Source organism: Moorena sp. SIO3I6 (assembly GCF_010672095.1).
Genome location: NZ_JAAHHU010000004.1, coordinates 204,855 through 226,058 on the forward strand (window position 1 = coordinate 204,855; position 21,204 = coordinate 226,058).

12 protein-coding genes and 1 pseudogene are annotated in these 21,204 nt (G+C 42.5%); 8 read left to right on the forward strand and 5 right to left on the reverse strand.

Features of this window, described 5'->3' with window-relative positions; translation table 11 throughout:
• Positions 1-93 precede the first annotated feature (93 nt).
• The 6 genes and pseudogenes from F6K49_RS03380 to F6K49_RS03405 all read left to right on the forward strand — a co-directional run bounded on the left by F6K49_RS03380 (position 94) and on the right by F6K49_RS03405 (position 11,670).
• Positions 94-1,176 (forward strand): condensation domain-containing protein, encoded by a 1,083-nt coding sequence (locus F6K49_RS03380; RefSeq protein ID WP_293064414.1) that lies wholly within the window; start codon positions 94-96, stop codon positions 1,174-1,176.
• A gap of 361 nt (positions 1,177-1,537) precedes the next feature.
• The gene (locus F6K49_RS03385; RefSeq protein WP_293064416.1) at positions 1,538-3,277 is read left to right on the forward strand and encodes an SDR family NAD(P)-dependent oxidoreductase; all 1,740 of its coding nucleotides are present in this window, start codon (positions 1,538-1,540) and stop codon (positions 3,275-3,277) included.
• 76 nt (positions 3,278-3,353) lie between these two features.
• Positions 3,354-8,105 (forward strand): PfaB family protein, encoded by a 4,752-nt coding sequence (locus F6K49_RS03390; protein WP_293064419.1) that lies wholly within the window; start codon positions 3,354-3,356, stop codon positions 8,103-8,105.
• Positions 8,106-8,315: 210 nt separating this feature from the next.
• A pseudogene (locus F6K49_RS03395) lies at positions 8,316-9,323 on the forward strand (transposase).
• Between the two features lie 176 nt (positions 9,324-9,499).
• A complete protein-coding gene (locus F6K49_RS03400; RefSeq protein WP_293064422.1) occupies positions 9,500-11,197 on the forward strand; it encodes a PfaD family polyunsaturated fatty acid/polyketide biosynthesis protein in 1,698 nt (565 codons plus the stop codon).
• Between the two features lie 191 nt (positions 11,198-11,388).
• Positions 11,389-11,670, forward strand: a complete 282-nt coding sequence (locus F6K49_RS03405) for a hypothetical protein (protein WP_293064425.1) — start codon at positions 11,389-11,391, stop codon at positions 11,668-11,670.
• A gap of 284 nt (positions 11,671-11,954) precedes the next feature.
• On the opposite strand, the gene F6K49_RS03410 is transcribed toward F6K49_RS03405, so the two are convergent.
• The 4 genes from F6K49_RS03410 to F6K49_RS03425 all read right to left on the reverse strand — a co-directional run bounded on the left by F6K49_RS03410 (position 11,955) and on the right by F6K49_RS03425 (position 14,637).
• Positions 11,955-12,140, reverse strand: a complete 186-nt coding sequence (locus tag F6K49_RS03410; protein WP_293094197.1) for a hypothetical protein — start codon at positions 12,138-12,140, stop codon at positions 11,955-11,957.
• Positions 12,133-12,360: a hypothetical protein gene (locus F6K49_RS03415; protein WP_293094200.1), complete on the reverse strand. Its 228-nt coding sequence runs from the start codon at positions 12,358-12,360 to the stop codon at positions 12,133-12,135. The genes F6K49_RS03410 and F6K49_RS03415 overlap by 8 nt, the downstream gene beginning before the upstream one ends.
• A gap of 59 nt (positions 12,361-12,419) precedes the next feature.
• Positions 12,420-13,145, reverse strand: coding sequence for an ISAs1 family transposase (locus F6K49_RS03420; RefSeq protein ID WP_293094203.1), 726 nt, complete (start codon positions 13,143-13,145; stop codon positions 12,420-12,422).
• A gap of 685 nt (positions 13,146-13,830) precedes the next feature.
• A complete protein-coding gene (locus F6K49_RS03425) occupies positions 13,831-14,637 on the reverse strand; it encodes a hypothetical protein (protein ID WP_293047227.1) in 807 nt (268 codons plus the stop codon).
• 470 nt (positions 14,638-15,107) lie between these two features.
• On the opposite strand from F6K49_RS03425, the gene F6K49_RS03430 reads away from it, so the two are divergent.
• Together F6K49_RS03430 and F6K49_RS03435 are read left to right on the forward strand one after the other, a co-directional pair.
• Positions 15,108-16,742 (forward strand): hypothetical protein, encoded by a 1,635-nt coding sequence (locus F6K49_RS03430; RefSeq protein WP_293065716.1) that lies wholly within the window; start codon positions 15,108-15,110, stop codon positions 16,740-16,742.
• A 170-nt stretch (positions 16,743-16,912) separates the two neighbouring features.
• Positions 16,913-19,264, forward strand: a complete 2,352-nt coding sequence (locus tag F6K49_RS03435; RefSeq protein WP_293039178.1) for a tetratricopeptide repeat protein — start codon at positions 16,913-16,915, stop codon at positions 19,262-19,264.
• A 228-nt stretch (positions 19,265-19,492) separates the two neighbouring features.
• On the opposite strand, the gene F6K49_RS03440 is transcribed toward F6K49_RS03435, so the two are convergent.
• Positions 19,493-21,115 carry a cation:proton antiporter gene (locus tag F6K49_RS03440; RefSeq protein ID WP_293094375.1) on the reverse strand — a complete coding sequence of 541 codons (1,623 nt, stop codon included), beginning with the start codon at positions 21,113-21,115 and terminating at the stop codon, positions 19,493-19,495.
• Positions 21,116-21,204 lie beyond the last annotated feature (89 nt).

Sequence of the window (21,204 nt, forward strand, 5' to 3'; positions counted from 1 at the left end):
ATGAGTGCTGAGTGCTGAGTGTAACGAGTAGCAAAAATTAGGGTCTACTTTAACAAACTGGAACAATCAAGCAAAACCTTGAATATGTTAACAATGTCGCAAATTTCCCCAGAAGAAACCCTAAACAGAAAGCTACTTCCTGTCGAGGAAGGGACGGAAATCTTAAATCGCCTTGCTACATCGAGTTATGTAGTAACGATGAGTCGCGTCAAAGGACCTCTGAGTGAAGAAATTCTTAGACAAGCTCTTGACCTGATTCAAGACCGTTACCCTTGTCTTAACTGTCGTATTGTTGGCTCGTTAGATAATCTCTGGTTTAAAACTGGAGGGGTGTCCAAGATTCCTTTGCGTGTGGTTGAAAATCTCTACAACGAACACTGGCAAGAGGTTGTTCTCGAAGAGCTGAATCAGGGAATTGAGAGTGATAAAGGTTTGATGCGGGCAGTACTAGTTCGTGCTGAGAGTGAAAATAGTGCGAGCTATCTGATTACATCAACCCACCACGCCATATCAGACGCCTTATCTTGTGTCCAATTGCACTCAGCAATTTTGACCTACTGCCAGAAAATTCACTGTGCGGAACCAATAAATTCAGTACTTCCCTTGCCGATACTCCCACCCATAGATAGGTTAATTCCTATATCAACGAGGGGATTCCAAGGGATTTGGCATAGATCATTTATATTATTACGAATAATTTTTAATCAGGTTTGGCATCGACCAAAAACTCTCAGCTTTGAAAAGTCCGTACCCATTAATTTACGCCGTTGTGGTATGGTGCAAAAATCCTTAGACAAAGGCTTAACCCAACAGTTAATCAATCATTGCAAAAAGGAAAAGACAACAGTACACGGTGCCCTGTGTGGGGCGATGCTGTTGAGTGCTGCGAAAAGCATCACAGCAAATAATAAAAAAAGGTTGTCTGTCAGTTGCCTATCCTATGTTGATTTGCGCAGACGCTTGGAACCAGTGGTCAGTGATGAGGTCATGGGGATGGTAGTTTCAGGTGTTACCTCATATCACACCTTACAAAGCAATTTATCATTTTGGGATTTAGCTCGGAATGTTAAAAAACAGATCGAATATCGTTTGAAGGGAGTGAATATATTTAGAGTTATTTTGATAATTACAGCCTTGACTAAGAAGTTATTTAGTAACGCTAATCGAGGCTCATAAACCGTATCTATAAGCAATATTGGTAAAGTTCATATACCTAATAAATATGGTTCATTTACACTAGAAGAAATAAGCTTTGCAGCAGCGAACAGAGCCCGTGGGGGAAGTGTATTGCTTGATGTTACAACCTTTAACGAAAAAATGATTTTAAATTTTATTTTTTCTGAGCCATCAATCAGTAAGGAGACGATATAAATATTTACTAACAATTTCCTTTTGTGTCTTATTGAGGCTTGCTCAGCCAATGTAGCTTGACCCCTGACGGAGTGCCACAAAGGCTAGTTGGACACCCCTGACAATGAGAGTTAAATAATCATAACTATTTATCAATTAATTAATTCTAAAATTCTTGGCAGACTTTATGATCCAAACAATTCAAATCAGTCAATCATCAGTGTTTCTTGTCAGTGGGGGAGCAAAAGGCATTACCGCTGAGTGCGTGATTCGGATAGCACAGCACCAACCATGCAAATTTATCCTACTGGGTCGTTCATCAATCATGACAGATGAACCAGATTGGGCAAAGGATTGTTTTGATGAATCTGAATTGAAAAAACGGATTATGAACAATATCCTTGGCCAAGGACAGAAGCCTACCCCCATGGAAGTACAACGGGTATTTAAGACAATTGTTTCGAGTCGAGAAATTCACAAAACTCTCTTGGCAATTGAAGAAGCAGGCGGTCAGGCAGACTATATTGATGTTGATGTAACCGATGCTTTAGCCTTACAGCAAAAGCTCGCGACTGTGGTTGAGCGCATGGGTCCAATTACCGGTATTATCCACGGAGCAGGGGTTTTAGCGGATAAATTAATTGAAAAGAAATCGGAACAAGATTTTGAAAGGGTTTATGCTACCAAAGTAAAGGGTTTCCAAAATCTGCTGAGTTGTGTCAGCCCAGGTCAACTGGATTATTTAGTTCTATTTTCCTCTGTAGCTGGTTTTTACGGAAATATCGGTCAGTCGGATTATGCGATCGCAAATGAAATTCTCAACAAATCAGCTCATCTGGTCAAGCAACATCATCCCTCCTGCCATGTAGTTGCCATCAATTGGGGACCTTGGGACAGTGGTATGGTGACTTCCGGACTCAAGAAGGCGTTTGCTAAGCGCAACATTGAAATTATTCCGATCCCAGTGGGGACAAACATGCTAGTTAAAGAACTGGATAGTGCCAATCAGGACACGGCGCAAGTGGTGATTGGCACTCCACTGGAACCGGTGTTAGGGGAGTTAAACCCTGAGTTACGAAGCTATCGTATTCGCCGCAAGTTGACAGTGGACGCTAATCCCTTTTTACAAGATCACGTCATTGGCGGTTATCCAGTATTGCCAGCTACTTGTGCCGTAGGATGGATTATTAATGCCTGTGAACAACTCTATCCCGGTTACAAATTCTTCAGTTACACAAATTTCAAGTTCTTTAAAGGGATTATTTTCAATCATACTCTGGCAAGGGAATATATTCTGGATTTGAAAGAAATTGCTAAGACCAATGACGGTTCAATAGAATTTGAAGCAAAAATTCGGACGAAAAAACAAGAAAGTAAAATTCCTTATCATGAGCATTATCGGGTTCATATTAAGCTAGTCAGAGAAATTCCTAGTGCTCCCACTTATGAGAATGCTAACGTTGAGGAAGATTCTAAAATTACTGAAAAGATTCCATCATCATTATATCAAAGTGAAGAATCTTCCTTATTTCATGGCCCTTCCTTTTGGGGGGTGAAACGGGTCTTGAATCTAACTCCTACAAAAATTACGGCAGCCTGTGCTTGGTCATCTATTAGTGACCGACAACAAGGGCAGTTTCCCATTCAAAATTTCAATCCCTACATCGCTGATCTTAAGACACACGCGACTGGAATTTTGATTTATTATTTTCATCAAGAGGAATTGTTACCTGCCCAATCGGAAAAATTTGAACAATTTGCCATGATTCCAGCGGGAGAAACATTTTATGTATCTACGGAACTCAAATCTAAAGTCAATAAAAATGTCATTGTTGATATTATAACTCATAATCGTGAAGGACAAATCTACTCCCGTTGGCTTGGCTGGAAAGGAACTATTTATCCTATAGGATCAAAGGGCATCTAATTTTCTAATAGAAATTAATTGAATACCGTAACTATCATTTTTTTAAACTGATTATTTTCTTTCTTACAAATTATCTATGGATAAAATAGCAATAATTGGATTATCTTGCCTTTTCCCTGATGCCAAAACTCCAGAAGAATTCTGGCAGAATCTGATTACCCAAAAAGATTCCACTTCCTTATTAACTGAAGAGGATATGGGAATTGATCCGGAAAAATTTTTTAATCCATTAAAAAATAAACCGGATAAAACCTACTCCTTAATGGGAGGATATATCCGAGATTTTACGTTCGATGTCACTGGATACAACTTGCCGTCAGAACTTCTGGAAGGGTTAGATCCTCTCTTCCAAAGGTGCCTGTATGTTGCCAAACAAGCACTACAAGACAGTAATTATTTGAGCAATGACAGTGTGCTCTCAAAGTGTGGTGTAATTTTGGGTAATCTCTCAAGCCTTACTCCACTCTCGAATGAACTCTTTGGATCGATTTATCAGCACACTATCGAAGCTGCACTTAGGGAGCTTTTGCAGAATCAAAACTTTCAGTTGGCAAAATTACCGAAATCTGCCAAATTATCTCTGTATAATGGGATGAACTCTGGGGTGCTCTCAGCGTTAGTCGCCCAAGCTTTTTCTCTATCCGATATTAACTATACCCTAGACTCGGCCTGTTCCTCATCACTGTATGCTGTGAAATTGGCAAGTCATTACCTACTATCCCACAAAGCTGATTTGATGTTAGCGGGAGCCATTAGTCATGCCGATCCAATTTATGTTCGCATGCTATTTTCTGGTGTTCAGGGTTACCCTGAACATGATATCAGCCGACCCTTAGATCAATCTTCCAAAGGTCTAACCCCAGCCGATGGGATTGGTATGGTGGTGCTCAAGCGCTACAGTGACGCGATTCGAGATGGTGATCAAATTTATGCCACAATCTGTGGTAACGGATTATCCAATGATGGTCGGGGAAAGCACCTGCTGAGTCCGAACCCCCGAGGCCAAATTTTAGCTTATAAACGAGCTTATGCTGAGGCAAACATTAGTCCAAAGAGCATCGATTACTTAGAATGCCATGCTACTGGTACTTTCCTTGGTGATACCACTGAATTAGGCTCTGTAGATACCTTCTTTGGTCAGCATCAAGCATCTATGCTGGTGGGTTCTGTCAAATCTAATTTGGGTCACCTGCTAACTGCTGCTGGTATGGCTAGCATGATTAAAGTCATTTTGAGTATGTCTAAGGGTGTAATACCCCCGACCATTAATATAACGACTCCCCTCAGCTCTCCTAATAATGTGATTGCAGCGGAGCAAGTGGTTCGAGCTGCAACTCCCTGGCCGAACAATAAACCGCTTAAACGCGCAGCCATCAATGCCTTCGGTTTTGGCGGAAATAATGCTCATTTGATTCTTGAGCAATCCACTCAGGTCGAAGAAATTCCTGATTTTGAACCGGAAGCCTCTACACCGGTGCCGGCTACTAAGATGGCGATTGTGGGCATGGACAGCTTTTTTGGCTCTTGTGATGGCTTGGATGGGTTTGAGCGTAGTATTTATGATGGAACCCAGCATTTTATGCCCCTTCCTAAGCAACGCTGGAAGGGAATCGACGACCAAAAGCAATTGCTCAAGCACTATGGCTTGACAGATGGTAAAGCACCCTTAGGCGCTTACATCCAAGATTTTGACATTGATACATTACGGTTTAAGATACCGCCCAATGAAGCAGAGACACTCAACCCTCAACAACTGCTAATGCTTAAGGTAACCGAGCGTGCTATCAAAGATGCAGGACTAAGTGAGGGGGGAAATGTGGCAGTGATTATCGCTGCAGAAACCGAACTTTCTGGTCATCAGCTTCAGCAGCGATGGCATCTGTCTTGGCAACTCAAAGAAGGTTTTGTTGATACGAATCAATCCTCAACCTCCGAAGCTATCGATACCTTAGAAAGCATTGTTAAAGATAGCATCCACCACCAGGCAAAAACCAGTGACTATCTCGGTTACCTCGGTGTGATCACAGCCAGTCGTATTTCTGCTCTGTGGGATTTCAACGGGCTTTCCTTCACCCTCGGTGCTGGGGAAAATTCCACCTTCAAAGCTCTAGAAACGGCACAACTATTACTCGCTGCTGGGGAGGTAGATGCGGTGGTTGTGGGTGCTGTTGACCTAGCTGGCAGTGTGGAAAATGTTTTGTTGCGAAACCAATTGGCAAAGGTCAACACAGGAGTCAATACCCTCAGTTACGACCAAAACACTAATGGCTGGATGGTTGGTGAAGGGGCTGGCGCTGTGGTTTTAAAGCGTCTTGATACAGTCAAGCAGGAGCAAGACCGTATTTATGCAGTGATTGATGCTATGAGTTTGGTACAAGCCCGTGACGCATCAGACCAGGTCAATCCCTTCCCGCAACCGCCTCTGGCTGAAGCTGTCATACAAGCGTGTCAACAGGCTCATACTCAAGCAGACATCACACCTGGGGATATTGGCTATTTAGAGGTGTTTGGTAGTGGAGTAGCTCAGGAGGATGAGGCAGAGATTTGCGGATTAACCCAAGCCTATCAAACTGTTAAGGCTGATTTAAGTTGTGCCATAGGTAGTGTCAAGGCAAATATTGGTCATACCTATGCTGCTTCAGGAATTGCTAGCTTAATCAAAACGGCACTCTGTCTCTATCACCGATATATTCCAGCAACACCTCAATGGACTGGTCCTAAAATGCCTGAGGTTTGGCAAGGTAGTCCATTTTATGTGGCAAGTGCATCAAGAGCTTGGTTTTTAGAACCAGAGAGCACCAAACGAGTAGCAGCAATTAACGGTATGGGAATGGATGGGACTTATGCCCATATAATTTTGTCAGAGGAACAGAGTCAGTGCGATCGCAACAGCAACTATTTGGAGCAAACACCGTTTTATCTGTTTCCCATTGCTGCTGATGGTCAATCGGAGTTACTCGAGCAGCTCCATAATTTAGAACAAACTATCGAAAATAGTGTTTCTCTATCTACTGCTGCTCGCCAAACCTTTGCCACATTTAAAAAACGTTCTCAGGCCGCTTATACCCTGGCAATTCTTGGACACAACAACGATGAATTAAAACGAGAGATCCAGCGTGCAATTAAAGGGATTCCCAAAGCTTTTGATACAGGTAAAGACTGGCAAACCCCTATGGGAAGCTATTTTACAGCTAAACCACTGGCTAAACGGGGTACCGTTGCATTTGTTTATCCTGGTGCTTTTAATTCCTATATCGGACTAGGTCAGAATATTTTTCGACTGTTTCCCAAAGTCTACGAGGAGGTAGATAAACATATCGCCAGTATGGCTTCGATGCTCAGGGAAAGACTTTTTTATCCAAGGAGCTTAAATTCCCTATCCAGAAAGCAAGTCGAAGTCCTTGAAAAGCAACTGTTAGATGATTCCCATAGCATGCTCATCTCTGGAATGGGCTTTGTTAGACTCTTGACCATAATCATGAGGGATTATTTCCAAGTTCAGGCTCAATCTACCTTTGGGTACAGCCTAGGGGAACTTAGTATGATGATTGGTCAGTCGGTCTGGAGTAACTATGATCAAGCTATCGATGGCTTAAGCTCCTCTGAGATATTTCGCAGAAGACTGTCTGGTCCTAAAAACGCAGTTCGTGAGTATTGGGGATTACCCCAAGGCAACGATGATCAGCACGAACAAATTTGGAGTACCTATGTTCTGATGACTCCGGTATCCCAAGTTGTGGAATATCTCAAACATGAGAATCGCGTCTATCTTACTCATATCAATACGCCAAAAGAAGTGGTAATTGCTGGTGATCCTCAAGCTTGTCGGAGGATGATTGACACTCTCAAATGCGATGCCTTCCGTGCTCCTGCCGATGATGTACTTCATTGTGACGCCATGGCTTCTGAATACCATGAACTTGCTAGACTCACAAGTTTACCTATCTCCAGTCAACCAGATACTATTTTTTATTCCGCAGCCGACTACAAACCCATTACCCTTGAGAGTCATGCTATTGGTCACGCGATCGCCAAGGGTCTTTGTCAGCCCCTCGATTTTCGTCGGCTAATTAACCAAGTCTACGAGAATGGAGCCAAGATCTTTGTGGAGGTAGGCGCTGGCAGTACTTGTTCTAGATGGATTGGTGAAAACCTCAAGGATCAGGAACATGTCACAGTTTCCCTCAATAAAAGAGGTTCAAACGACCATACCTCTATTGTCAAAGCCTTGGCAAAACTAGTTAGTCATCACGTCTCTCTGGATTTGTCGCCACTGTATACTCAGGAACCAGAAAATTCCGGGAAACAGCGCTCAATGGTTAAAACTATAACCTTGGGTGGGAGCCCGATTAAGTCCACCATTTTGACCAATACTAACCAGGAAATAGCCGAAGCTCTATCATCAAAAGTCCTGATTCATCAGACTTCGGAACATCCACAAACTTTGCTCAATTTTAAACCATCTAAACCTGTAACTTCACCAACTCTTAAAAAGACTCTCATCAACCCTGAAAATAGTGCTAATATTTCTTTAAATTACAGCGTTATAACCTCCGAAGAAATTAACTCTGGTCAGCCGCCTCTTAAAATACCGCTGGAGAATAATCACAGTCTAGAGTTAGCCCAAAACAGTAACAATTTGATGCTGGGAGTAAACTTCAGCGAATTATACAAAAATCAGTATAAAAAACTGAGTTATAATACATCTCACATCACCAAAAACCATGCTGCTTTTTTAAGGAATCAACAAGAATCATTGAAGCAAATTGGCGACATTATTCAGCACCAAGTAACGTTTTCAAAGCAGTTGCTTGATTCTGAATCATAATACGGACAGTTCCGACTCCTGTCCAAGGGGCGTCCCTGAGTTAAATACCATGGACCAGTGGGCTCTTTTAACTACAGGACTTACGCAAGCACGCTATATATAGCGTGTAAAGCCGATAAAAAAGAAAATCAATCCCTAAACGGTAAAAACAGATAAAGTAAATGATAAGATCAAGGGAGAAACCAACTAAAAAAATAATGGTAATAAAGATTGGACAAGCTAGATTACTGTCAATATTTGTTGAGTAGCCAAAACAATTACACCATAACTAATTTGGCAGAGCATCTTCCCAAACTAAGTCATGCTCAAATTAACCGATATTTAAAAACCGAAAAAATTACTCCCAAAACCTTGTGGTTAAATGTCAAAGAATCTATTGAATTAGATGACGACGGCTATCTAGTATTTGACGATACAGTGTTGGATAAAAACCCTTCAAATAAAATAGAATTGGTGCGAAAACAATACAGTGGTAATACTCATAGTGTGGTTCGAGGAATAGGAGTAGTAACTTGTATATATGTTAATATTAAAACTGGGAAATTTTGGGTAATAGATTACCGTATATATGCTCCAGAAGAGGATGGAAAAACTAAACTAGACCATGTAGAAGATATACTCAGAAATGTTGTGTTTCATAAGAAACTCCCCTTTAAAAGGGTATTAATGGATAGTTGGTATGCCACTCAAAGACTAATGGCGTTAATTGATAACTGGAAAAAAATCTACTACTGTCCTTTAAAAAAGAATCGATTGGTGGATGAAACAGGAGGTAAAGAAAAATACAAAAGAATTGACTCATTGGAGTGGAGTGATTTAGATGTTAAACAAGGAAAATTGCTCAAAATAAAAAAGTTTCCTTCCCAGAAAAAGGTGAAGTTATTTCGGGTTACTATTTCTACCAATAGAACGGAATACATTGCCACAAATGAATTAACTGCCTCAGATATTGAACAGGTAAAATAAACTTGTTCTTATCGTTGGAAAATAGAGGAGTTTCACCGGGAACTTAAACAATTGACTGGCATACAATCTTGTCAGTGTCGTAAATCTCGAATCCAAAGAAACCATATTGCTTGTGCCATTTTGGTGTGGAATTTTATGAAAAAACTAGCTTACTTGAATCAATGTACAGTTTATAAAATTAAGCACCAAAGTTTATCTTCATATTTAACTAAAGAACTTCAAAAACCTTCTTTAGTTATGAATTTAGCCTGATCATACTATACTCCATATCTGGTGTCTTTACGTAAGTCCTGAACTAGCCTGATTTGATATCAAGTCTGGTAGCGTTAAAACCCAATTAAAATAAGCTATCGGACTTGATATTACCAAAGTTTTGACAGGTAACTGTAATGGACTTCTAATAATTAATTGAAAAAAGCTGTATTATAATGACTAAAACTAGCTCTAAAGCATTCATTTGTTTAGATAAACCTCTAAGCAAAAATAATAATCAAAAGGATCATAAAATCGGATTTTTTAATTGTTTTTATGGTCAAAATCAAGGTTGGAAAGGGTCTTTGGATGAGATAGCATTTGATGATCGAGGAATTAAGGCTAAACTGCTAGATTTAGAGAAGTCCTGTTATATCGTTAGATCCCAAGGACAGATTGGCATAACCCAAGAAGGCTACTGGTATCCTTCGGAAAATGGCAAGAGCTCTCAAGTAGAACTGCTGATGGCAGTTCCACCAATACAAATTCAACAGTTAGGCGATCCCAGTTTTTTATCCTTTCATGGGGTGAAATCTGCCTATGTTACTGGAGCGATGGCTGGTGGAATTGCATCTGAGGAGATGGTCATTGCTCTCGGCAAAGAGAAAATTTTGAGTTCATTTGGTGCTGGCGGATTAAGTCCTTCCCGCCTGGAAGCAGCTATTAAGCGTATTCAACAGGCCTTACCCCAAGGTCCCTACGCCTTTAATTTAATTCATAGTCCCAGTGAACCTGCGATTGAACGCCATGCTGTTGATCTATTCCTCAATTATGGTGTTAAAACTGTAGAAGCCTCTGCATTTCTAGATTTAACTCCCAACATTGTTTATTATCGAGCTGCTGGATTGGGACTCAATACAGCTAATCAAATCGAAATCAAAAATAAAGTTATTGCTAAAATCTCCAGAAGAGAAGTTGCTGCCAAATTTCTCCAACCTGCTCCAAGACAAATTCTTAAAAAACTCGTTGAACAGGGATTAATCAGTGAGTTACAGGCAACTTTGGCAGAAAAAGTTCCCATGGCAGACGATATCACCGTAGAAGCTGATTCAGGTGGTCATACAGATAATCGATCTTTGGTTTGTCTGTTACCTTCTATCTTGGACTTGAGGGATGAAATTCAGGAAAAATATGGTTATGAAAACCCCATTAGAGTTGGAGCTGCTGGTGGGATTGGTACGCCACAATCAGCCTTAGCTGCTTTTATGATGGGTGCGGCTTATGTTGTGACTGGCTCTATTAATCAGTCTTGCCTTGAAGCTGGAACCTCTCAACATACTAAGGAAGTGTTGGCTAAAGCTGATATGACTGATGTCACCATGGCTCCAGCAGCAGATATGTTTGAAATGGGGGTAAAACTTCAAGTCCTCAAAAAAGGTACCCTCTTCCCCCTACGGGCGCAGAAACTCTTTGAGTTATATAGAAGCTATGACTCGATTGAAGCGATTCCTATCCAGGAAAGAGAAAAACTGGAAAAACAAATTTTCAAGAGAAAAATCGAAGCTATCTGGGAGGATACAATAGCTTATATATCCCAACGAAATCCTGATAAAATAAAACAAGCTGCCAATAATCCTAAGGTAAAAATGGCTCTGATTTTTCGCTGGTACCTAGGATTGTCATCGCGTTGGTCGAAGTCAGGGGAGAAAGGCAGAGAAATCGATTATCAGATTTGGTGCGGACCTGCAATGGGCAGCTTTAATAACTGGGTGCAAGGGTCTTACCTCGCTGCTCCAAATAATCGCAGTGTGGTTGATGTGGCTCACCACATCATGAATGGGGCTGCATTTTTACACCGAATACAAAGTTTGAAAATTCAAGGACTCCAAATGCCAGATTACTACAGTCAGTATCGCCCAGTTCCTCTTTCCTAAATTGGTAATTTTTAATTATTGATATTGTCAAGCTTAGTAATTGGTAATTAGTAATTGGTAATTGTAATTACTATTGATCCATTACCCATTACCAATTGCCACGTTTACTATGAACACTACTGCAGGGTACTGGAGACCATCTAACTTATAGATTACGTAGATTACGTAAATTTTGTCCTAAGGATAATAGTATGCTAAAAACCCATAAAGCACCAGAAAAAGGAAGTCAATTTTCAACTCCATCAGAAAAAGTTGTCCATGGTCGCAAGAATCTTAAGCTGATGGATGTTAATTATCGGCGTAACACTGAGTCGGATTACACCGAAAAAATAGAGCAGTTGTATAAAAACTTCGACTATAGCAGCAATAGCGATTATTACTGGGGTGAACCTGAGCTTTCACTGCTGTACGGTACCCCCCTCTATGAAGCGGCTTCACCCTCACAACAAAAAGCTCTAAACCATCTCTATTAGGCTTTGAATTACTATTTAATTGCTGCTACTGAAACTAATACAATCTTATTCAATGAAGTGACAGCAAATGCCTTCTTACCCCAGGGCAATCGCATCTAAATCAGGAAAACCAACGAAGCTAAAGTGATTGGACTTGTTTTCCACAATATTTCTCATTTTTGGTTGGTTAAAGGAGCATGCCAACGGGGTCGGAACAATCTGGCGGCATGATGGGGTTGGGATGTGCTTTGTTGTGGTTTCCTCTAAGAAGTTGTGCAGTCCTCACTGTGCTGGTCTAGCAAAACCTAACAGGAATGATTGCTGAGCAACAGGTTTATGACTTTGTCATTATCCATGGCCGCTCGGTAGCGTTTCTGGGCAATACTTTGCTTAGAGGGTTCTCGTTTGAGTAAATTCAGCGATAAGCGTCGCAGCAGTCCCATATTCATTGGTCCATGAAGGCGTGCGAATACGGCTATGGTCTTAGCCATTGGTGACATCATTGATCCAATGGAGGCTATTTTCAATCCCCCAGTGGGAGCGGATCGCCTTCCCTAAAACCCTGGCATCTGCACCTAAGCTGGTGATGTAGAAACACACCTCTGTAGTCGTTTTATTCCAAAGACGTCGCTCTCGTTTGACCATCACCACGCAGGTTTTGCCCTGCCATTTCGAAGGATTGGGCAAATCGGGCAATTGGCTGATGGGCACCGCCCACACTTGTCGATGCGTTGGTCCGATGATGACCTGCTTCTGTATGCTCGTGATAGCTATACGTGGGTCCCCTCCCAATGCTTTTTTTCAGCCGCCTTAAAGAATGTCTTCACTGCCTTGTGGAGCTTGCCTTGATTCCCTTTGAGTGCCAGGATATACTCCCCACCTTGGTCTCGGATTTGGGCAGCAAGATCGCGCTGAGTACCCATTGCATCTAGGGTGATAATCGCACCCTGAATATCCAATAGATTCAGTAGCTCTGGAATGGCTGTAATCTCATTCGACTTGCTCTCTACCCGTTGTTGGGCCAAGACCAGATGGTGTTCTGAAGCCCAAGCACTGACTGTATGTAAGGCTTTAAGTTGATGCTCTCGGTCATAGGAGCTACGGGCTGTTTTGCCATCTATGTTGATCAGCTTAATCTCCAGCTGGTCGGTAATATGTCCGACCCAACTCAAAAAACACTCATGCAACTGCTGGGGGTCAATCAACCCTAAGACTCTCGAAAAGGTATCGTGTGAGGGAATACCATGAGGCAATGTCAAGAATGTCTCTAACCATTGCCGTTTCGCTTTTCCATAGGTTTCAATCCCTACCATGCTATCCGCCCCAGATAGGGTGGCCAGGATGGCAATAGTTATGATTTCGACCAGTTTTTGCTGTGGCTGCCGTTTCACCCGAGGCTCATCCAATCTCTCAAACTCCTTAAGCACACGAAGTCTGAGCTTTTTCAGCGTAACCGAAGGAGGGGATATGCTAGGAGCACCAAAACCTGTTGACATGAGGATTGAAAGGATGTGAAAGGGACTGATTCCATCTGTTTGTAGTGTCCTTCATTCCAGAAGAGTTGTCTAGTCCTATCACTGACTATGTTAAATACCTATTTTGTCAAGTACAATTTATACAAAATAGCTGCAATTACCCTGCTTCTTACCCTTTGATGATTACGAAGTTATCTGCCATGGGCTAGATGTTGAAACTAATCAAGAATGTTACCACGTTCGTGCCTTTAACACTATTGGTAATAAGACAGAATTAGCCCTAATGGGCGAAACAGTTTTTCACTGTCCTAGGTCAACCAAACCTAAGGATATGGATAAAACATTAGCTGCCTTTAAAGGGATGGGTGGACGTATAAGCTCTCCTTTGATGAGCAGGATTTGCTTGATGTGTTAGCTCCAGACAATCCTCATGCACGTCTAGCTTGCCAGTGTGTTGTGATGGGGGATATTAGTATCACTACTCTCAAGGGGTGAGCGGATGAACAGTTGAGGGGATGAACGGGTCAGGAAAATTCCCTTTCCACACTATTTTTTGTCTAAGCACAAGAACGGAGGGATGGAGTGATCACTCCATCACTCCATCCCTCCATCACTCCTTAAACTAGATCAGGACTTACGCACAGACTCCATGGGTAGGGTGGGCAAAACATTGCCCACCCTACTCCATCACTCCTTAAACTAGATATCATTGTAAAAACTCAGGAGTTGAAAGGGGAGCATCGATTCGACGTTGATTAGGCTTGTCAAGCTTATAAATAATCGGTGGTTCTGGTAGCAGCAGATACCGCTTGCCCCAGCCATGATTAATATCCTCAGGTCTAGGTTCAGGTGGTTTGGTCTGACCGGTGGGTAAGGCAACGGACAGAACTTGACGTGCCTGGACATACCGTTGACCATCAGATGTATTGTTGATCAGGCTGCTTGCTAGGGTTATTCGCTGCTTCTTTAACTCCTCTTCTAGTTCCCAGAGGGACTCTTTGGGGGTGAGGGTGGCTAGGAAGGTTACTTCCTCTGCTGGTTTTAGTGATAAGCCAAGTTTGGACTGATCCATTTGCCAGACTTCTTGAAACTGACCGTCTGGTGCAATTTGCCATAGTTTCAAGTCGGTCTGCCATCTTCCCTTCTTTACATCGACATTTTGATAAGCCAGAATTGAATAGATAAAATTTGCGTCTCTGTTGAAAGAGAGCTGTTGATTAGGGTGCAAATAGCGAATCGCTGCTACCGTGATGGGAATTTCCTCCGGAAGATTCGTGGTTCCTGCTACGGTGTAGATCCCTGGACGGTCTGATTTGGTCACCGTAAGCTGAAAAATTGCTTCGGGAGGTTGACGGAGTAATCGATTAGTTAATTGCCGTCCTGGTAATGGAATCTGGGTGCATCCAGTACTTAATAGTAAGAGTATAAAGATGCTAAATACCCTTTTCAACAAATGGGTCAGATTTTGTTTGACTATTTTTTTTGCCCAAATAAAAATAAAGGTTTTGTGCATAGCCGATACTTGCATAAAAATGTCATTAAATAAAATTTTAACAGGTTAAATTTTATTTTAATCAAATAAAACTGATTAAGGTTTACTCTGGTTAATTTTTATTTATTGATTTAATTTTTTTATGTTATGGTTTCAGGCGGCTATTTCAACCATATCTATTATTTATATGATGAATAATTGGGCGTTAACTATCTCCTAATAAGCAATTATTTATTTTTTTTGTTGTATGAATTTGAGAGTGATATCAAGTCTATTAGCCTTGGTATAATAACATGGATTAATTACCAAACCTTGTGATATAAAATTCACCCTAATACTTTGAACAAAGTAATCAAGCTTCGTAATTATATAACCTACATAATTATCTATACCGAAAAAAAAACGGATAATATTTTATCTGCTGGTAAAACAACGTTTATTCCCTATAAATGTGAACTAAGCACAGTTATATTTAATTGATTGTGGTGCTCATGATAGACATAAATCAAATCCCTATTGCTATTGATCCTAATCAACCAAGTATGAGCGCCTTAAAGCGTTCGGTTGGGCTAAGTTACTTCTTATTATCCATTGCCTCGACTTCCCCCTTAGCCAAATGGGGTTTTATAGCCCCGATCACCCTATCACTTTTGTTAGGTGTTGCTAGTCTGAAAACAGAACCAGCCTATGCTCATTTTTCGGGGCTATGTCTTAGTCTTCCGGATCAAATTGTTTCGGAAAAACCTCTTAGCCCTAAGAGCGAAACCTCGAAACCATCACAGAATAATGTCTGGAGCAACACAGACCAAGACCGGCTGGACAGGTTCAACTCTACAAATTTGTCTGAAAAGGCCCAGGAGGACTGGGCTGTTAAGGATTCATGCACGAGGATGAGGGCTAGGTTTCAAGCAAACCCGAACAGCCAATACTACTCGGTTAGTAGCGGACAAGAATTTGGTTGTGGCTACACAAACGAAAGCTGCCTGAGGGACTTTGATAGGACTGTAGGTTTATCCAAGCAATATGACCCTAAGAACTTCCACCCCAGTGAAGATGATTGGGTATCGATTGAGCCTAAGAAGCTGGCACAAACCAACTTTGAGGAAGCACCAGAGCGTCAATTAATTCCAGAGATTGACCCTAAGGATGATAACCCGTTAGCTCCGACCCTAAACGTACAAGGTGCCTTGGTGAATCAGGAAGACACATCAGCGAGACTACGGCTGCAAGGAACTTATCCCCTTTCTCCCCATGCTTTGTTTGGTGCCACAGTTGACCTCACCACTGGGGAGGGCTTTTCCGACACCGAGGAAACGGGATTAAGTCTCAATGAACTTTACTTTACCACTTCTGTGCCTAGCTATTCTAATCTGCGCTTTGTGGTTGGTCTAATGGATTTGACATCTTATTTTGACCGCAATAGCTTTGCTAAAGATAGTACGACCCATTTCTTTAACCCGGTGTTTCAGACGAATCCTGCTCTGGCAGCAGCAGGTATAGCGTCTCGTCCGGGGGTACTGCTCAACTGGAATCTAACCGACAACCTGGAAGTAAGAGCTGCGGGCTTTTCTTCAGACCGAGACCTGGATGATTTTGCGTTTGATGGGTTTTCTTCAGAGCTAGCTTTCCGGGTAGGTACAGCAATCATTCGGGGGACTTACCTATCGGCTCGGGATGCTCAGAAAGATGGATTCCAGGAAATTTTTTCTTTGAACCGAGGGGATAACGAGTTTGGTCCGAAGTCCTCTGACCGCGAACAAGCTTACGGTATTAACGGAGAACTATATATTCCTGCCCTCAAGATGGGACTGTTTGGGCGCTATGGTTGGTACGAAAATCTTGATTTAGATAAAAGCGGGGATACCTACAGTGTGGGTCTGAACTTCTTAGATTTGTTTATGGATGATGACCGACTAGGGCTTGGCTATGGTCGGCAATTGTCTAATGATGACTTGCGCCGGGACCAAGGTAATAAAGTACCAGATGTTTGGGAATTGTTCTATGACGTGCGTGTTTCACCTAATGTGCGTGCAGGTGTGACTTTGCAAGGACGAGATGAGTTTTCAGATACAATTCTTGGTGTTCGAGTCAGGGCTGATTTTGATGTGAGTGATCTGTGGGATTGAGTGCTGAGTGCTCAGTAATCAGTCCTGAGTAATGAGTAATAGGTTTTTCAAGCTACTCGCTAATAGAATTGCTGACATAGATAGAACATAAACACTGATTCATCCTTGATAGTTCATCCTTGATAGTTTATCCTTCATGCTTGATAGTTTATCCTTCATGCTTTTGACCAATGAATAACGATTCTCTTGGCAAAAAAAATTTATACTGGCAGCGTTGGTGGGTCTTTTTGATGGTTTTTGGGTTAGCAGGAGTATTAATCTTCAGCCCAGTTGAATCGGTGGTACCAGCGCTCCAAGCACAAGTTACTTCTGCTGTACGCCGAGGTTACGATCTGTTAAAGAAAGGATGGGTAGATAATGCGATCGCAACCTTTGAACAAGCTCTAAAAGGCTCTCCCCAATCGAAGGAAGGGAGGTTAGGTCTAGCGATAGCGTATCAGCGAGCAGGGCGAGATGCCGATGCTTGGGCTGCTTATCAACAAGTCCTAGCCATCGACCCAAACAATAAAGAGGCTCTGGAAGCGGTAGGAGAATTGGGAGGTTATCGTGCTGAATGGCAGGCGGATGGGATTGAAGCCCTAACCACTTTATTAAACCTAACTCCTAATGATACTGGTGTTCGTGCTCAGCGGGCTTTACTGCTGGGCTACCAAGGTCGTTTTCCGGAAGCCCTAGCTGATTATGAAATTGTGCTGGAGAGCAATCCTACACCAGAAATCATTGTTGGTGCTGCTCAAATCTATACCTACAGTGGTGACTATCAGCAAGGGCTAGAGCTATTTGATCGTTACCAAGCTAACGGTCAGCCGATTCCGGGAAATGCAGCGGGAGCCTATGCTCTGGCTCTACGGGAAACTGGGAATCCTGCTCAGGCGGTACAGGTATTGGAAGCTCAGCTCAATCAATTTTCCCAATTCTATGGCAATGATAGCTATCTACGGGCTGATTTAGCTCAAGCTTATCAAGCTTCTGGGCAACTGACAGAAGCTTTGTCTGTCTTAGAACCGTTGCGAGGGAGGGATGAGGCGGCTTTACCCTTAGCCCGGGCCCTTTCAGAAATTGGTCGTCGTGAGAGTCGCTCTGACCTAACCGAAGACGCGGTTACTCTCTACCGTCAGGTACTGGCCTCAAAACCAAAGCCATCTGTTGCTTTAGTCAGGGAAGTGGCTGATGTGATGAGTGAGGTACCAAGCCAGTGGGCCTCAGCTCTACAGCTTTATCAGCAGTTGACCGAGGAGCAGTCGAATAACCAAAGCTTGTTGGTGAAGTCGAATAACCAAAGCTTGTTGGTGAAGCAGATTATTCTAGAAGGTAAATTGGGACAGTTATCCGGAACTCAACGGCGACAGCGGTTGCTTGAGATAACCCAAACTCTACCGAGTGAACCAGCTCAGCAGCGAGATTTAGCCCAAGCTTTGTTGCGTCTAGACCCTCCTGAGCCAGAACTGCTGAGTGTTTACCAAGATTTGCTGGCTACAGGGGTAGATGTACCGTTTTTGCATTTCCGTGTTGCTCAGATTTTGATAAAGCAGAATCGACTAGCCCAGGCAACAAGTGCGATTGATAGTTACAGGGCAACGTCTACTGGTGGATCGGACCAGAGTACGGAATTATTGCTAGCAGAGATTGACCGTCGCCAGGGAAATCTTAATGCTAGTATCCAGCGGTATCAGAGAATTATTCAGAGTAATCCAAATAATAATTTGTTCAATGGTGCTTTGCGGGGGTTAGCGGGAATCTATATTGCCCAAGGTGATCCACAGAAAGCTCTGGTTATCTATGACCAGCTGGTATCTCGCGATCCCAATGATTTATTAGCCCAGCTGGGGCGTACTAGTGTGGCATATCAAACTAAAGGTATTGACCAAGAGGAAGCGGAAGGGGTACTCAATCAATGGCTACAGACTCAGCCTTCTATTGATCCACCGCCGGAATTGTTGAGTTTGGTGGGTGCTTTGCCTGCTGACCCAGCACGAGAAACCCTGTACATTACTCTACTAGAGGTCTCACCAGATAATGCTCCTGTACAATTGCGACGACTACAGGTTTTAGCACAGCGAGAGCCTAAGTTAGCTAAAGCTGAAATAGCTGAGTGGATTGCGGATAATCCTGATAATATTGATGCCTATTTTGTGCAGGGAGAATTGGCTATGGGATTGAAGGATTTGCGATTAGCTAGCAACGCTTACGAAGAAATTTTAGAACGGGAGTCTGATAACATTGGTGCCTTACTAGCTTTGGCAGGGATTAGCTTTACTCAACAGCACTATGCTAAGGCAACGGGGTTTTATAAACAGATACTAGAACTGGAGCCAAAGAATTTATCGGCTCGCCAAAATTTGGCTGAATTAAGTGTTGCCCAAGATTTTCCGTTTACAGCCCTCCAACGGTTTGAAGGACTCAACTCGGAAGAGCAAGAGTCTACAGGGACAGCTAATCCTAAGCTCGATAATCGCATCCTGCGGCTGGAGGTAGATATTCTGAAACGGCGAGGTTTTCAGCCTTATTGGGAGCGGTACTAATGTAAGTATTCAGCAGTCAGCCGTCAGCGCTCAGCTTATTTTATTCAAAATCACCGATTGCGCTACGCGCATTAGCTGATAGCTGATAGCTTAAGTACTAATACCCTGTTAATTTAGTTTTTAGGGTTAGGGCAAGATGTTAGATTTTAGGTGTTAGCTTTTAGGTGTTAGGTTTTAGTCCTTATTAAAGCCTAGCACCTGATAGCATTTCGATCACTACAATAGTTGTTATTTGCTAGGATAATTGACTTTGTTTATTTCTACTTCTTCAACCAAAATTACTGGAATTGGACTGGTTTCTAACACTGCCTGAGATACGGAACCGATCCGAACTTGCTGCCAGGGTTGATGTCCCCGTTTTCCGAGCACAATATCTGTTACTTGATGCTCTTGGGCTATGCGAACAATTTCTTCGGGAATCGAACCGGTTACGGTAATAAACTGATGCCGAATATCTAAGAGCAAGCGTTTGGTTTGGTTCTTTAATTGCTTGACTTCTAACTGATTTGATGTGGTGATCACATGTAAAACAATAACTTCCCCATTACTTCGTCTTGCTAAATCTGCTACTTTAGTTAATACGTGGGTGGCTAAACTGGAGGTATCGACAGCGGCTAGTAGCAGAGTATGAGAGGCAACGGTTACTTTGGTGGGGTCTACAGGGTCTTGGGATAAGAGTTTAGGGGCAAAGGTGGGAATTGCCCAAGCCCCTAGGGGTGCGGTAATCAAAATTGAGAGGGCTGCGATCGCTAAAATTGTCTGACCTCCTTCTAGCCCTTGACTCAAGGGAATACCACCAATCGCTGCTTGTACTGTGGCTTTTGCGGAGTTTCCGGGCAACAAAAACAGTTTCTCTCGCCAAGTCCAATTACTGCCCAATGTGGAGAGATACCACCCGACCATCCGACCGATACATAACCCAATGGCTAGGATTAAAATGCCAGGTAACAGGGTTGTTTCTAATACCCGCAGTTGAATACTAGCTCCCATCAAGACAAATAGAATAATCTCTGCTACTACCCACAGATGGTTAAACTCCATTCGCAAGCGTCGTGCTAAGGGAGGGTCTAATTGTATTAGGAAAAATCCCATTGCCATGGTAGCTAAATAGCCAGAAAAGTATGGCATACTTTTAGCTAACACTACTAATAATAAGGCAATTGCTGCGGTAATTAAGGTATCTTGGACGATAGTTTCGGTCCACTTTTGTTTGGTTATTATAAAAATAATTAACTGAGCAGCGATATATCCAATTAAGACACCAAGGGCGACCTGGATTAGAACTTGCAGGGGCAGGAACTGGAGAGCATTACTGTTGATGGTTCCTTGTGCCAAGAAATTCACCATCAAACTGAAGAGTAGCAATACTAAAACATCGGATAAGGCACTCCCAGTTAGAATCACATCTGGTATCCCTTTAGCTACGCCCCAGCCTAAACTTTTGAGTCGCAGCATTCCTGGCACAATCACGGCGGGGGATTCTGCTCCGACTACACAGCCTAGGAGTAATCCAGTGGGAAAATCGAAATTAAACAGTATCATGGCAGCAACAGCTACTGCGATCGCTTCGGTGATGGCGGGCAAAAAGCCTAACCTTACCGCAACAGTTCCTTGCTCCATGAGTTTCTCAATATCCAATCCTAGTCCTGCCCGCATTAAAATGACCATAACTGCGAAGGTGCGTAGGTCATCAGCAATAACTAGGACTTGTAGTGCGATCGCATCCCCCACTTCTGGTCCGATTAGGATACCCACCACAATCATGCCAATCAAAGGAGGTGCTCCCAACCGACGGGCAAGTTGACCCCCAAAAAAGCCCATCAATAAGATCCAAATTGTACTGCCTAACATCCGAAATGTTCGCGCTCGTATATAAAATGTAATTACTTGTCGCTCAATTATGAAAACATAGTTGATTCGGATTGGCAATACTTGATATC